Source organism: Nitrosococcus halophilus Nc 4 (genome assembly GCF_000024725.1).
Lineage (GTDB): Bacteria > Pseudomonadota > Gammaproteobacteria > Nitrosococcales > Nitrosococcaceae > Nitrosococcus > Nitrosococcus halophilus.
On record NC_013960.1, the window covers coordinates 2,082,932 to 2,097,291 of the forward strand.

Annotated in this window: 13 protein-coding genes; 6 read left to right on the forward strand and 7 right to left on the reverse strand. The window is 51.5% G+C overall.

Annotated features, from left to right (window positions below; genetic code table 11):
- Positions 1-130 precede the first annotated feature (130 nt).
- The 4 genes from NHAL_RS09785 to NHAL_RS09800 form a co-directional block, all read right to left on the reverse strand.
- The gene (locus NHAL_RS09785) at positions 131-574 is read right to left on the reverse strand and encodes an HU family DNA-binding protein (protein ID WP_013032986.1); all 444 of its coding nucleotides are present in this window, start codon (positions 572-574) and stop codon (positions 131-133) included.
- A gap of 695 nt (positions 575-1,269) precedes the next feature.
- A complete protein-coding gene (locus tag NHAL_RS09790; protein ID WP_013032987.1) occupies positions 1,270-1,746 on the reverse strand; it encodes a hypothetical protein in 477 nt (158 codons plus the stop codon).
- 165 nt (positions 1,747-1,911) lie between these two features.
- A complete protein-coding gene (locus NHAL_RS09795; protein ID WP_013032988.1) occupies positions 1,912-2,235 on the reverse strand; it encodes a DMT family transporter in 324 nt (107 codons plus the stop codon).
- A 218-nt stretch (positions 2,236-2,453) separates the two neighbouring features.
- Positions 2,454-3,626 carry a PilT/PilU family type 4a pilus ATPase gene (locus NHAL_RS09800; RefSeq protein WP_013032989.1) on the reverse strand — a complete coding sequence of 391 codons (1,173 nt, stop codon included), beginning with the start codon at positions 3,624-3,626 and terminating at the stop codon, positions 2,454-2,456.
- Positions 3,627-3,751: 125 nt separating this feature from the next.
- Here NHAL_RS09800 and NHAL_RS09805 point away from each other — a divergent pair, with 125 nt between their 5' ends.
- Positions 3,752-4,666 carry an AEC family transporter gene (locus NHAL_RS09805; RefSeq protein WP_013032990.1) on the forward strand — a complete coding sequence of 305 codons (915 nt, stop codon included), beginning with the start codon at positions 3,752-3,754 and terminating at the stop codon, positions 4,664-4,666.
- Between the two features lie 12 nt (positions 4,667-4,678).
- On the opposite strand, the gene NHAL_RS09810 is transcribed toward NHAL_RS09805, so the two are convergent.
- Positions 4,679-5,425: a competence/damage-inducible protein A gene (locus NHAL_RS09810; RefSeq protein WP_013032991.1), complete on the reverse strand. Its 747-nt coding sequence runs from the start codon at positions 5,423-5,425 to the stop codon at positions 4,679-4,681.
- A 292-nt stretch (positions 5,426-5,717) separates the two neighbouring features.
- On the opposite strand from NHAL_RS09810, the gene NHAL_RS09815 reads away from it, so the two are divergent.
- The gene (locus NHAL_RS09815; protein WP_013032992.1) at positions 5,718-7,640 is read left to right on the forward strand and encodes a DNA repair helicase YoaA; all 1,923 of its coding nucleotides are present in this window, start codon (positions 5,718-5,720) and stop codon (positions 7,638-7,640) included.
- On the opposite strand, the gene NHAL_RS09820 is transcribed toward NHAL_RS09815, so the two are convergent.
- Positions 7,553-8,566 carry a bile acid:sodium symporter family protein gene (locus NHAL_RS09820; RefSeq protein WP_013032993.1) on the reverse strand — a complete coding sequence of 338 codons (1,014 nt, stop codon included), beginning with the start codon at positions 8,564-8,566 and terminating at the stop codon, positions 7,553-7,555. The two genes, NHAL_RS09815 and NHAL_RS09820, sit on opposite strands and share 88 nt — an antisense overlap.
- Before the next feature lie 169 nt (positions 8,567-8,735).
- Here NHAL_RS09820 and NHAL_RS09825 point away from each other — a divergent pair, with 169 nt between their 5' ends.
- The 4 genes from NHAL_RS09825 (at position 8,736) to NHAL_RS09840 (ending at position 13,524) form a co-directional block, all read left to right on the forward strand.
- A complete protein-coding gene (locus NHAL_RS09825) occupies positions 8,736-8,963 on the forward strand; it encodes a type II toxin-antitoxin system Phd/YefM family antitoxin (RefSeq protein ID WP_013032994.1) in 228 nt (75 codons plus the stop codon).
- The gene (locus NHAL_RS09830; protein ID WP_013032995.1) at positions 8,951-9,340 is read left to right on the forward strand and encodes a type II toxin-antitoxin system VapC family toxin; all 390 of its coding nucleotides are present in this window, start codon (positions 8,951-8,953) and stop codon (positions 9,338-9,340) included. Before NHAL_RS09825 ends, NHAL_RS09830 begins: the two co-directional genes overlap by 13 nt.
- Positions 9,341-9,522: 182 nt before the next feature.
- On the forward strand, positions 9,523-12,651 hold the full coding sequence (locus NHAL_RS09835; protein WP_013032996.1) for a DEAD/DEAH box helicase: 3,129 nt from the start codon (positions 9,523-9,525) through the stop codon (positions 12,649-12,651).
- Between the two features lie 3 nt (positions 12,652-12,654).
- Entirely contained in the window at positions 12,655-13,524 is an 870-nt protein-coding gene (locus tag NHAL_RS09840; RefSeq protein WP_013032997.1) for an SWIM zinc finger family protein, read from the forward strand.
- Here the strand turns inward: NHAL_RS09840 and NHAL_RS09845 are convergent.
- Positions 13,519-14,172, reverse strand: a complete 654-nt coding sequence (locus tag NHAL_RS09845; protein ID WP_013032998.1) for a PIG-L deacetylase family protein — start codon at positions 14,170-14,172, stop codon at positions 13,519-13,521. The genes NHAL_RS09840 and NHAL_RS09845 overlap by 6 nt on opposite strands.
- Positions 14,173-14,360: the final 188 nt, after the last annotated feature.

Here is a 14,360-nt window from a genome sequence, read left to right on the forward strand (position 1 = left end):
TTGGATGACTGCACTTGGTAAGTGTAGTCTTTAGAATTTTTGTGAGGGATAGGTGAGATTAACAAAGTGGAGCGGCTACGCGTGTGGGGGTTGAAACGTAGCCGTCCATTAAGGGCTTTGGCCTAGAAAACTAGGCAACCATATCCTTTAATTTTTTCAACGGCCGTACTTTGACGACGGTTCTGGCGGGTTTGGCAGCGACGTCCATGGTCTCCCCAGGTTTAAAGGGATTAGGGACGTTTTTTTGCGCCTTTCGTGCAGGTTTTTTTACTGTAGTGATCTTTAATAGTCCCGGTAGGGTAAATACCCCTGCACTACGTTTTTTAATATGGCGGTTAATGAGCGTATTGAGTTCATCAAACACAGCGACAACGTCTTTTTTGGAAAGATTGGTATTTTCTGCAATGGTGGCATAGAGCTGGGTCTTCGTCATTGGTTCACGCAGCCCAGTGAGTTTGCGCTCGGTGTTATTGAGTGTTTTAGTGGTTGCCCGTGTGGTTGTGCGTGAAGCTGCTGGTGTTGCTTTGCTGCGAACTGTCGTTGTTTTTTTAGCGGTGCTTGGTTTCCTAGCCATATTATTCTCCACTGGGTATAGCCGTCAAAATATTTACGACAAATACAATAGGCCTAAAATATTAGGGCCAATAATTTTAGTTTAAATAAAAAAGAGAGGTTAAAACAACGCGAGATAATATCACAGAGTAACGGAGAGGGGAGAAAGATTGAGGTGATCTAAGTATTTCGGCAAAAATTTTGGGAGGAATGTGGTCGTTTTCACCCCCCCTACAAGCCGACAAGTAGCATGCGCTGTGCGCACGAAGAGGAGGGATGAGAGGCCAGGAAAACAAAACCCTCAAAACTTTCGCTAGGGTACTTAGGAGTTAAACCCTATAGGTTTAGCGATTTCCTCCCATAAAAATAGTCCCTGGTGTTTGATGCCACCGGGAGGATAATTTTTTCAAATGTTTCCCTTGCACGGGTCACATCAGAGTAGGGTGCATAGCCGATGGGCATCATCGAAATGGAAATCCGCAAACTGGGGGAGACGCGTCTTCCCTGGCGCATCTCCTGCGTGCATTCTTTGAACGTCCCCATTTGCGCCTGGAGAATTGGGGAATTTATCCCAGGCTATCCTTGACCCGCACCCTGCGGACATGCAGCGCACGACCCGATTCGCTTCTGGCGAAATCGGTCGCTGCATTCAATTTCCTCTAGCTATAAAGGGATTATCCAATAACTTCTGGAGATAACAACCAAGACTTGGGCCAATCAATCCGTGGGGGGAATCCCGTGAAAAGGCGTGTGCTTATTGACGGGTGTGCGGGAGGAACCCTCTTGCATTGAAGTTTCAGAGGTCTCTGGATGTTGGTTTGATCCTGATCCTACAGCAGACATTCGGCACCCTAGGCAGCGTACGAATGTTTGTCGAGCAGGGCCAACCACCAGGGTATCTGCAGCTTCCTTCACATTACCGCCTAGGAGACTAAAAGGGAGGCTGGCCAGGAAAATACCCGTGCCTAGCCCAGTGGCCACTAACAGCAAGGGGCGACCGATAAGGAGATCTCCGATCATCCGGAAGTAACGGGGTTCGTCTTCAGTTTCGGCATAGGATGACCCAGTACGGGATCGGTCATAGCTTTGCATAGAGGTGTCGGCCGCATTAGCGAGGAGAGGAAAGCTGGTTGCGCTACTGAAAAATGCTAGACAGAGTAGATATGCTAGGAATTTTTGCTTGAATTTTGCCATAATATTTCCCTCGGAACAGGAGTGCTTATAAGATTTTTTGACTCTACGAACGGTAATCGCAAGCTTTTAGAACTTATCGGCCGATCGATAATTCACTAAAATTACTCTCTCTGTAGAGCTTGGATTGGTAACGATAGAAGCCGTTTTTGCAGGGGGGGCTAAAATTCAATGTTTCAGATCGCTTAGATTAATTCCAATTACACCCAACATGATAAGTGCAATGCTTGCAAGCTTTAGCGACGTGATTTGTTCCTTGAAGTAAACGAAGCCGATAATCGCAATAAGGCCTGTTCCGATACCTGACCACAACGCATAGGCAATACTGAGATCGATCTTTTTGAGGCTATAGGTCAAGGCGGTAAAAGATAGGCCATAAAAGACAAAGATCAAAATCGAGGGGGTCAAGCGCGAAAACCCCATAGATAGTTTCATGCAGGTAGTTCCTGCCACCTCTAATAAAATAGCGAGCATTAGCCAACTATGATGCATGCCCCTACCTCTCGTAAGTGATTATAGCCTTCCTGGGTAAGATGGGATTGTAGTCAACATAGGGCAATATGGGAATAGGGCCAATCGTTAGCCATTCTCAAGTATACTCCCCGTTTAAAATAAGCTTACCGAGGCAAGGGAAATGTTCCCGTTGGCACCGGGTTAATTGCGCTATTAGAATAACACAAAAATGAGTTGGCGCGGGTGCCCAAGAAAATTTAATCTTCTTCTTCCACCAGGCTAAAAGAGAGCCCCCCTGGTGCTTTCTTCTCCGTTTTTTGTTCTGAGGAGGTGTTTTCCGCGGAGGCGGGTTGGGCGGTAGTCCCAGGCCCTTTCTGGGATAAGTTGATTTTGAGGCGGAGGTTGTTAGGGGAATCGGCATTACGCAGTGCTTCTTCAACACTGATACGGCTTGTCGCGTATAATTTATAGAGGGCACTGTCAAAGGTTTGCATGCCGAGATTTTCTGACTTTTCCATTACCTCTTTAATGGCATGGATATCACCGCGGTGGATGAGGTCACGAACGAGGGGCGTACCTAGTAGAATTTCAATAGCGGCGGTACGCTTGCCATCGATGGTGGGAACGAGACGTTGAGAAACAAAAGCCCGTAGGTTCAAGGAGAGGTCCAATAGAAGTTGCGAACGCCGGTCTTCGGGGAAAAAGTTAATGATCCGGTCAAGGGCTTGGTTGGCATTGTTAGCATGCAGGGTTGAGAGGCACAGGTGGCCTGTTTCCGCAAAGGCAATCGCATGTTCCATCGTGTTCCGGTCACGGATCTCTCCAATTAGAATCACATCGGGAGCTTGGCGAAGGGTATTTTTAAGCGCATCTTCATAGCACTCCGTGTCAACGCCGACTTCCCGTTGATTGACGATAGATTTTTTATGATGATGGATATACTCGATAGGGTCTTCAATCGTGATGATGTGCCCCGCGCTGTTATTATTGCGGTGGTCGATGAGGGCGGCAAGGGAAGTGGATTTACCGGAGCCCGTTGCCCCTACAAACAGAATAAGGCCATGCTTGGAGATGACGACTTCTTTTAATATGGGGGGCAGGCCGAGGTTATCCACATTGGGGATGGTGGTCTTGATATTTCGGATGACCATCGAAACCGCACTGCGTTGCTTGAAAATATTGACCCGAAAGCGTCCGATGCCAGATTCGGAAATGGCTAAATTCATCTCCGGTTTTTGCTCAAACTCGGCCGTTTGCTCTTCATTCATAATGCTGTAGGCTATTTCCTTGATGTCGTTAGAAGTTAACGCTTTTTTTTCAAGGGGTTTCAGTAAACCGTGAAACTTGGCACAAGGGGGGGCTCCGGCGCTGAGATAAACATCTGAGCCATCGTGGGCCACTAATATTTTCAGGTAGTCCTTGAATTCCATGGTGGAGCCTCCAAAAGCAGGTCGATTTATTTATGCATTATTCCGACATTATTTCGACACTCCAGCTAGGGGCTTAAGGGATCGGGGTCACAATTCGATAACTAAAATCCATGACACAGTGATCCATGATTGAAGTTCTGCTTCAAATGGCGGCGTTCATTGTCTGTGGTGTTGCCTGGCGCCGTTTTTCTCAACGACGCCTCAGCCCCAAAGACAAGCGCGAAGTCTTAACGGAGTTGGTTTACTATTTATTTCTCCCTGCTTTGGTGTTAGATGTCCTATGGTCAGCGAGTTTAGGAAGGGCTACCGCGGACATTGCCATGGTGGCTGCGAGCGGGGTGTTAATGGGACTCGCCTTGGCTTGGGTCGCTTATCATTTGGCGGGCACTCCTCGTCCTATCCGTGGCGCGTTAATTCTTGCGGCCGGTTTTCCCAATGCTACTTATTTAGGACTCCCGGTGTTGCAAAGCACCTTAGGGGATTGGGCAAGAGCAGTGGCTATCCAGTATGATCTATTTGCCTGTACACCGCTGGTGCTTACCCTGGGAATCCACATTGCCCGGATTCATGGTGTCGGCGCAAAACCTGCTAATTCCTTGATTGAGTTGCTCAAGGTGCCTCCCTTGTGGGCGGCTGCCATGGGGGTGAGTCTTAATCTTGGCGGCGTGGCAGAGCCTGCCTGGTTCCATGGCCTTTTAGATATGATGGCTTCGAGTGTGGTGCCTTTAATGCTCCTTTCACTGGGTATGGGTTTAGAATGGCCCCGTGGCCAGTGGCGGAATTTACCGTTACTGTTCCCCGTACTTGTTATCCAGCTAGGATTGATGCCCGTTTGGGCCTGGTTCATTAGCGATTTTTCCAGCGTCGATTCCTCTCAGCGGGGTGCGGTGATCTTGGAGGCGGCCATGCCGAGTATGGTGTTGGGGGTGGTACTGTGCGATCGCTTTCAACTGAATACCTCCATTTATGCGGCGGCGGTGACTCTTTCTACGGCTCTCAGTCTAGTGACGTTGCCCTTTTGGTATGGCTGTCTTAGCTAAAGCAGCACCCAATCAAATAAAATGCCAGCGTACATTACTCCTATCTAAACTATCCTTAAGTTCATTCATGGCCTCCATGACTGCTGGAGTATTTCCCCGTAATCCCAGTTCAAGCATAGGCTGGTTACCGCCGAGGTGGGGAAGACAGGAGAGACGCAGATTGGGGTAGCGGGAGACTATTCTTTCCATTATCGGAAGCAGATCACTTTCGCCAACCCCTGTCACCCGAATAATTTGCTCTATTTTAGGCGTTAGCTCCTGTAAATCTGAATAATAAGTGTCCAGTACCCATTCCATCATCGGCCAGGCCATTTCCGGGAAACCTGGCAAGAAGTGATGGGAATGAAGGGAAAAACCAGGGACTCGATTAAAGGGGTTGGGAATAATTTGGCTTCCTTGGGGCAGGTGAGCCATTCGAATGCGGTAAGGATAGGCTCGCTCTCCATATTGAGCCTCAATCTCCCCCATGGCGTCGGGATGGGGAAAGAGGGAGACGCCGGCCGCTTCTGCGGCACACTGCCGGGTACGATCATCCGGGGTGGCGCCGATTCCGCCGAAGCAGAAAACAATATCTTCAGATTGGAGGGTATGGCCTAGGGTCCGGGTAATTATCCTGGCATCATCGCCAATAAAGCTACACCAGCTTAATTCTAATCCCCGCTGGTTCAAGGTTTCGATAAGATGGGGAAAGTGCTTGTCGCGCCGTTTCCCAGTAAGCAGTTCATCGCCAATAATAATGGCGCCTAAGGGTCGCTTCATGGTTTAGGTCAGTGAGTTGTCCATACTGTGTCTTAGCTGCAATCTATAGTGTACATTGGATAGAGAGGTTTGCGAGATAGGCACAAGACATAAGTGTTTCGGTAAAAATTTTGGGAGGAATGGGGTCGTTTTCGCGCTGTTCAACCGCTCCTACAAGCTGACAAGTAGCGTGCGCTGCGCGCACGAAGAGGAGGGATTAGAAGCCAGGAAAACCCACCCCTCAAAGCTTTATACTGAGATACTTAGGCCTCAACTTAAGGGGAATTGGCCATTGGCTTTCAACAACGCACCCATGGAATATGCTTTATTTTCTATGGCCGAGCTTCTTGGTGAAGACGGCCCATTAGCCCGTCAAATTGAGGGTTTTGCCCCCCGCCATCAACAACAGGAGATGGCTGAAGCGGTTGCCAAGGCTTTAGAGGAGGGACAGACCCTAGTGACCGAAGCCGGTACCGGAACCGGTAAAACCTTTGCTTATCTGGTGCCAGCTCTGTTGTCGGAGATGAAGGTCATTATTTCCACGGGTACCAAGCATCTCCAGGACCAACTCTACCACCGAGATTTACCCTTAGTGAAAAATGCCCTGGGCGTTTCCGCCCGGTTGGCGTTGCTTAAAGGACGGGCCAATTATCTGTGCCTGCACCGTTTACATTTATTTGCACAGGAAGGAAAAACAGGGCATAGCCGTTTGGCGGCGGATTTGGTTAAGGTGCAACAGTGGGCGAGACAGACTGCCACTGGAGATACCAGTGAGTTAAGCGTAATCCCTGAGGATTCGCCCTTGTGGCCCCGGGTCACTTCGACGGCGGATAATTGTTTTGGGCAAGATTGTCCGTCATTTTCAGAATGTCACCTGATGGCGGCCCGGCGACAGGCTCAGGAAGCGGACATTCTGGTGATTAATCATCATTTACTGCTATCGGATATGGCCTTACGGGAAGAGGGCCATGGCGATCTGTTGCCGACGGCCGGGGCCTATATCTTGGATGAGGCCCATCAACTCCCTGAAATCGCCTCCCGCTTTTTTGGACAGCGGGTGAGCAGTCGCCAATTGGTAGAGTTGGCCCGTGACAGCGTCGCAGAACAGCTCAACGATGCCCCCGATATGCCTGGTATTCGTGAAACTTGTCAGCGGCTGGAGAAGGCCACTGCCGATTTCCGCCTGGCCTTGGGGCTTGGGGAACGTCGCTTGGCGTGGGGGGAGGTTGCCAATACCCCCTCGGTGATTAAAGCTTTGGAAAAATTAAGTCAGGCATTAGGAGATCTGGAAGCCGAACTGGAACTGGCGGCAGTACGGGGTAAGGGCTTGGAAAACTGCTTTAAGCGCTGCGGAAGCTTACAGGAACAGATTGCGGTCTTTTCTGAAGAGGCCAGTGAGGATTTTGTGTATTGGTTCGAGGCCCGCAGCCGCTCTTTTATTTTAAGTGCAAGTCCTCTGGAAATCAGTGAAAATTTTCAGGCTTACATGGGGCGTCAACAGAGCGCATGGATATTTACCTCGGCCACAATGGCGGTAGGGGATCGCTTTGATCACTTCAATCGGCAATTGGGTTTGGACACCGCCATTACTCACCGCTGGGAAAGTCCCTTTGATTTTGGGCGGCAGGCCTTGTTGTATCAGCCCACTGGACTGCCCGATCCCCACCATCCGGATTACACTCGTGAAGTCATCAAAGCCGCTCTGCCGGTGCTTGCTGCAAGCTGCGGCCGTGCTTTTTTGTTGTTTACCAGCCATCGGGCACTGAAGGAAGCCCATAGTTTGCTCCAGGAGCAAATTACTTTTCCTCTGTTGGTTCAGGGCAGCGCCCCGCGCAGTGAGCTATTGAGCCGTTTTCGCACCCTCGGTAATGCAGTGCTATTAGGTACCAGCAGCTTTTGGGAAGGAGTGGATGTCCGGGGTGAGGCCTTATCCTGTGTGATTATCGATAAATTGCCTTTTGCTGCACCCGATGAACCCTTGTTGCAGGCTAGGATCGAGGCTATCCGCCGCCGGGGCGGTAATCCTTTTATGGACTACCAGCTTCCCAGTGCCATCATTCAGCTTAAGCAAGGGGTGGGGCGGCTGATTCGCGATACCCATGACCGGGGGGTATTAATGCTGTGCGATCCCCGCCTTCGCAGTAAATCCTATGGTCGCCTCTTTTTGAGGAGCTTGCCGAGGATCGCCCAGAGTCGGGATATCAAAGAGGTGGAAGCCTTCTTTCGAATAGGGTGATTTTCGGCTTTTAATGACCCCCTGGGACGGCGCGACCAATAGTAGGCAAGGAGGGAACCCGAGAGGTTGTGCCAGATGCTGAAGAGGGCCCCGGGCAGGGCCGCTTGAGGGGTAAAATATTTTAAGGCGAGGGCGACCGCTAGACCGGAATTCTGCATGCCTACCTCAATGGCCACGGCACGGGCTTGACGTGGATTAAAGCCGAGCAGCTGGGTTAATCCGTAGCCACTCGCCAGGCCCAGCCCATTATGTAACAGGATGCTAAGGGTGATGGCAGGGGCGATGAGGGTCAGCTTATCCCGGTTAATGGCCACAATGATGGCGATGATAAGCACAATGGCAAAGACTGAGAGAATGGGAAAAATGTCAGTGAGCTTGCCCAGCCGTTGGCCAAAAAACGTATTAATCATCAGTCCCAAGGTGACGGGCAGCAGCACAATGGTCAAAATACTTTGCAGCATGTCAGTCACCGGCACCGGGATTTGTTCCCCCACGTAAAGCCAGGTGAGAAAAGGGGTGGCGAAGACCGAGAGGAGGGTGGAAGTGGCCGTTAGGGTGATGGAAAGGGCCACATCGCCCCGGGCTAAATAACAAACCACATTGGAGGCGGTGCCCCCTGGACTACATCCCAGCAAGATCATTCCGGCGGCAAGATAGGGCGGTAAGCCAAAAAGGGCGCTGATGATCCAGGCGATGAAAGGCATCAATAAAAACTGGAGGAGGACGCCCGTCGCCACGACCTGGGGTTGTTTGAAAATGAGCATAAAGTCATGGGCTTTAAGGGTCATGCCCATGCCAAACATAATTAAGCCGAGTAGTGGTACGATGGCCGGCTTGAGGGAGACCCAAGGCTCAGGATATTGGTAGGCCAGTCCAGCCCCCATCAGCGCCAGCAGTGGAAATAGGGTGGTGATTCGGTTAATCATTTTTTAACGACAGTCGCCAAGGCCTTCTTTAATCAGCACGAAGCCTATCCAAACGGAATGTTTGGGAGCCAGGTGCAGATTCTAAAGCGATAATCCGGGGAAGGGGCAATAGACGATATCGTACGATGTTGGTATTATTGCGTACGTTTTTATGCTGGAGAGTAATCAGATGATTAAACATCTTTCTCCATCCCGGCTCCGGGCTAATCTCTATCGGATTCTCGATCATGTCCTTGAGTCGGGGGAGCCGGTTGAGATTGAACGCAAGGGACGGCGGCTGCGCATTGTGGTCGAGCAGGGAGGAAAGCTTGATTTGCTTAAACCGCATTCCGAGTACCTTCAGGTCCCCCCCGAAGAGATCGTGCACCTGGATTGGTCCCAGGAATGGCATCCCTGATTTATCTTGATACACATGTTGCAGCTTGGCTGTATGCCCAGGGACGAGATGCGGTACCGCATCAAGTGGCTCACCTAATCGAAGAGACTGATGACATCCGTATTTCGCCAATGGTACGGCTGGAGCTTCAGTATCTTTTTGAGATTGGGCGGGTGAAGCAACCACCACTTCCAGTACTTGATGCCTTGGAGTCGACTCTCGGACTTGTGGTTTGCAAAGCTGCTTTTCCAGCGATTGTGCGTGAGGCTGAATCGCAAATCTGGACAAGGGATCCTTTCGACCGGCTCATTGTAGCTCAGGCTACTTTATTTGGTGCACCCCTGGTAACGAAGGACGCAACAATCCACGCCAACTATACACGAGCAATATGGGATTAGCTTGGATTAAGGCGTGTTAGCGCCGTACCCACTAAAATTTAAGCGCTTAATGGGGGACCCTCTTTCGGCCTTGATCCACCCTTCGATGAGAGCAAGGGTTTCCAATCACCTCTAACGACAGAAACACCGCCGAAATGCTAATCTATTAAATTAATTGTTAGGACGACTATTTCCAAGCTCTGATGCATATTCTCCACGGTACCTGGTGGCCCGGCGATGGGGCTCATTTTGAAAATGAAGGCTGTTTTCTATTCTGGGTGGAGAGCGATACCCCCTTGCGGGGGCGTCGGAAGTCCGCTGTTCATCCTCATCATCTCAGTCAACCCGCCCTTAGGGGCTTTTTCACTGAAGTATTGCCCCTTGCTAAGCCCCTGCTTACCCCTCTTAAAGTCAGCCAGGCGCCTACCTGGCTGACCTTGCCGAGCGGGGATAAGACTCCCTTGCCTTCCCTGGAGAAAGCCTATTACCAGGGCATTGAATTGCCTGAGTCCTTTACTTGGCAACCCTGGCAAGTGGATACCCTGGAAGTGGTTAATCCCCTACCGCTGTTAAAAGAGATCCATTTTCAAATCCAGCACTATCCGGATCGGGTTGTGCTAGGCAATGACCTGCTGTTTTGGTACCGTTATGGATGTGCTTTCCGTGAGTTGATCAATCGGCACGAGTACATCCCCGCGTTACTGCCTCGCTCCCCTAAAACCCCTTCCGGTCGTCGTCAAAAACGGACTTCCACCTTCAGCTTTGAACCCACTTGGCGGATCCTCTCGCCCCGTTATGGCGAGCTCCTCAGCAGCTATGCTGCCACTATGCCGATGGTCTGCCGGGCCGCCTCTCGAGGCCCAAACCAGGGTAAGGCAAAACCGGAACTGTATGCTTCCCAAGACCTACTGCGGCACTTTTCCGAACAGACCCTCAATAAGCTGGTGAGCGAGACCCCTTTTACCCAGAAGATTTATAAGGAAGTCGCAGGGACTTTTATTGGGAGCAGCCTGGGGCAGCGAGAGGGTCACGCTTCCATGGAAACTTGGAAGCAGTGGTGTGATTGGCGCCGCCGTTTGGAAAGCCTCCATGAAGAAGGCGGTTTTATTTTAGGATTTCGGCTTCATGAGGCCTTGCCTAAACGGCCCGATGATTGGTACTTGGAATGGTTGGTGACCTCGCGCCAAGATCCTTCCTTGCAGCTTTCCTTGAAGGAATATTGGGAATTGAAGGGAAACCAGCGCGCCACCTTCCAGCGCCGTTTTGGCAAGGGCTTTGAGCAGCGCCTGTTATTACAACTCGCCCATGGGGCGCGTATGTACCCTAAACTGTGGGAAGGGCTGAAGACCGATCGACCCGTCGGAATCCCTTTGAATCGGCCTCAAGCCCTGGACTTTCTCAAGGAAAGTGCCTGGGTGTTGGAGGATGGGGGCTATAAAGTAATCGTCCCCGCCTGGTGGACTCCCGAAGGCCGGCAACGGGCCCGGCTCCGTCTTCGCACTTCGGCTCCGACCTCCTCCCAGGGAGCCGCCGGCGGCTATTTCAACCTCCCCTCCTTGTTGCAATATCGCTACGAACTGGCCATTGGCGACCAACCGGTGAGTGAGCAGGAGTGGCAGCTATTGGTGGAAAGCAAGGCCTCATTGGTCCACTTCCGGGGCCAGTGGATAGAACTGGACCAGGACAAAATGGCCAGGATGTTGGAGTTCTGGCAAAAGCAACCCGCCACTCCCCAAGAGATGTCATTGACCGAAATGTTGCAGCGGGCTGCGGCCAGCGAGGAGGATGAGGAGATGGAGCTGGTCTGCGACGAAGCCCTGGCGGAGATGCTCTCGCGCCTTCGGAATAAAGAATCCTTCATCCCCCTGGAAACGCCGCCAGGACTGCAGGGGGAGCTGCGCGGCTATCAACAGCGAGGGCTCTCCTGGTTGCGCTATCTGGAACATTTGGGTTTAGGACCCTGTCTTGCCGATGATATGGGGCTTGGGAAAACCATCCAGGTCATCGCCTTGTTGCTCCAGGAACGCAGTGAGGCGCAAGCCGTTGGACCCACCCTGCTCATTGCCCCTACCTCGGTCCTCGGTAATTGGCAAAAAGAGTTAGAGCGCTTTGCTCCCCAGCTCAAAGTCGCCATCCATCATGGTTCCCAGCGGCCACAGGAGCCTAAGGCCTTCCAGGCCGCCTGCCGGGAGCAGGATGTGGTCATCACCTCCTTTACCCTGGCCCGTAAGGATGCCAAACTTTTGGCAGCCCTTCCCTGGCGTCGTTTGGTGGTGGATGAAGCCCAAAATATCAAAAACCCCAATGCGGCCCAAACCAAGGCGGTTTTAAAATTAGAGGCCCAGCACCGAATCGCCCTGACCGGCACTCCCATTGAAAATCGATTGCTGGATCTTTGGTCCATCTTCCGTTTTCTTAATCCGGGTTATCTGGGAACCGCCACCCAATTTAGAAAACGCTTCGAGATTCCCATCCGCAAAGAGGAAGATGCGGCCTGTTCCGCCACCCTGAAACGGCTGGTGGAACCGTTCATTTTGCGTCGGATGAAAACCGATAAAACCATCATTGCCGAGCTGCCCGATAAGCTCGAACAAAAAATCTACTGCAATCTTAGCCAGGAACAGGCTTCCCTTTATGAGGCCGTGATCCAGAAAGTCAAGGATTCCTTGGCAGAAACAGAGGGTATCCAGCGCAAGGGATTGATCCTCTCCACGTTGATGCGTCTTAAGCAGATTTGTAATCACCCGGCTCAATTCCTCCAGGATGGCAGCGAATTTTCCGAGGGCCGTTCCCACAAATTGGAGCGGGTGGCCCAGATGGTCGAGGAGGTGATGGCGGAGGGGGAAGGCTTGCTCCTGTTTACCCAGTTTACGGAGATCGGTCAGGCCTTAGAAAAACGCTTTCAACACCACTATCATTACCCGACCTATTATCTCCATGGGGGCACTGCCCGTCGCCGTCGCGAGCGGATGATTGCCGAGTTCCAGGACCCGGATACTGGACCTGCGGTGTTTATCCTTTCCCTGAAGGCTGGTGGGGTGGGCATTAACCTGACCCGGGCCAACCATGTGTTCCATTTTGATCGCTGGTGGAATCCGGCGGTAGAAAATCAGGCCACTGACCGGGCCTACCGGATTGGTCAGACTAAGCAGGTCTTTGTCCACAAGATGGTGACCCTCGGTACCCTGGAAGAGCGGATTGATCAAATGTTGGAAGAAAAACAGCGTCTAGCGGGAAGCATTGTCGGCACCGATGAAAGCTGGCTAACGGAGCTGGATAATGACGCCTTCCAGGCCCTGATTGAACTTAACCGCAGCGCCGTATTGGAGTAATTTGTGGCAAAAATAAGCCGTACTTGGTGGGGACAACGCTTCCTTGAAGCTTTGGAGCAGTGCACTGATCCGGGGAGATTAAGCCGTGGCCGTGGCTACTCAAGCCCTCGTCGCCTCTTGTCATTTTCCCTAGAAGGCGCCACCATTAAGGCCAAAATCCGGGGCAATGTTAATCCCTATTTCGGAGTCTACAAGGAGCCCCGCTATCAGGTGGAAATCCAGCTCAAAAGTATTCCCAGCAAAGCCTGGACGGGCATTATTCAGCGTTTGGGGAGCAATGCGGGCTGGTTGTCCCGCTTATTGTTGAATGAAATGCCCGATGACATTGAAGAAGCCTTTGCCGAAAGCAAACAGACCCTCCTGCCGAGTTCTGAAAAAGACTTAAAAACCGACTGTACCTGCCCGGATTGGGCCAATCCCTGCAAGCATGTGGCCGGCGTTTATTATCATGTGGCCCATTTGCTAGACCACGATCCTTTTCTGCTATTTCAATTGCGGGGTCTGAGCAAGGAAAAACTCCAGCAGAAATTGGCGAAAACGCCCCTTGGACAAGCCTTGGCCAGTGAGTTGTTGCCCCAGGAAGCATTGACTCCCGAAGCGGTGGCTCACTGCTATCCCCAGCCCGCCCTGAGCTCTATGGAAAAAAACCTCACTTACAAAGCTTTTTGGAGTGGTCCTTCACTGCCTGACCGATCGGGACATCCGCAAGAGGCCCCCAGGGAGGGTGCGCCTCGGGGATCTTCAGGGGTTCCGGCGTTGTTAATCAAAAAACAGGGAGATTATCCCCCCTTTTGGGAACGTGATAATTCTTTTATTGAGGCCATGGAGCATATCTACCAGCGGGTGCAGGCTAAAAATAAAGAAAGCCTATAGCTTCATGGTGAGGAAAACTTCCGCAAAGGCCCCTTGGGGGGCAGCTTGCTGAGGATCGGCGAAGACCGCGCGCCACCGATTGAGCCCCAAAATCCCTTCCCCATAGGGGATAGAAGCGATCTGACTTTTATGTGCTCCTATGGCCTGCAATTTTTTCCCTACCTGGTCATCGATATATTCAATGCGATCCCAACAGGGGAATAGTCTCCAAACTTCATAGGCCCATACGGCGTCTATGGAGAGGGGCGTTTTTTCAATACATTCCCGGGTCAGTTGTCCCGCTAGGCGGTGGGTAGGATGCCTGTCCCAGCGATCATGGAGAGAATAGACCTCTTCAGGCCGGAGTTGCTTGATAAGCTCCCCGAGCCGATCTTTGGCCAAACGGTAATTGGGCGTATTTTTTAGATCAGGAAGATCAAAAAAAATCACTTCTTTGATCCCTAACACCCCTGCCGCTTGAGTGGCTTCTTGCTTGCGAATCTCTGCCAGGGTTTCTTCCGACCAACCAAAAGGATTGGGGCTTCTTCTCCCATCCGTCAAAATCACCGAGGTAATAGGGGCGCCTGCGGCGGCCTTCTTGGCCGCCGTTCCCCCCATCCCGATTTCCATGTCATCGGGATGGGCGCTGATGATCAAAATATGGCCCATTGTGCTGCCTTTGTGTTGATTACCCCATCATCCTAATCTTCTCCCGCCAGAGGAGAAGGGACGGAAAGGCGTGCTAATTTCTGGGGTCGATGTTAGCTTGGTTCTTTTAGCCGCGAATGCACGCGAATAAACGCTTTATTCCCTTGGTTTGGTAGATTCTTTATCTAGCTCCTTGAAATATTTGCGTT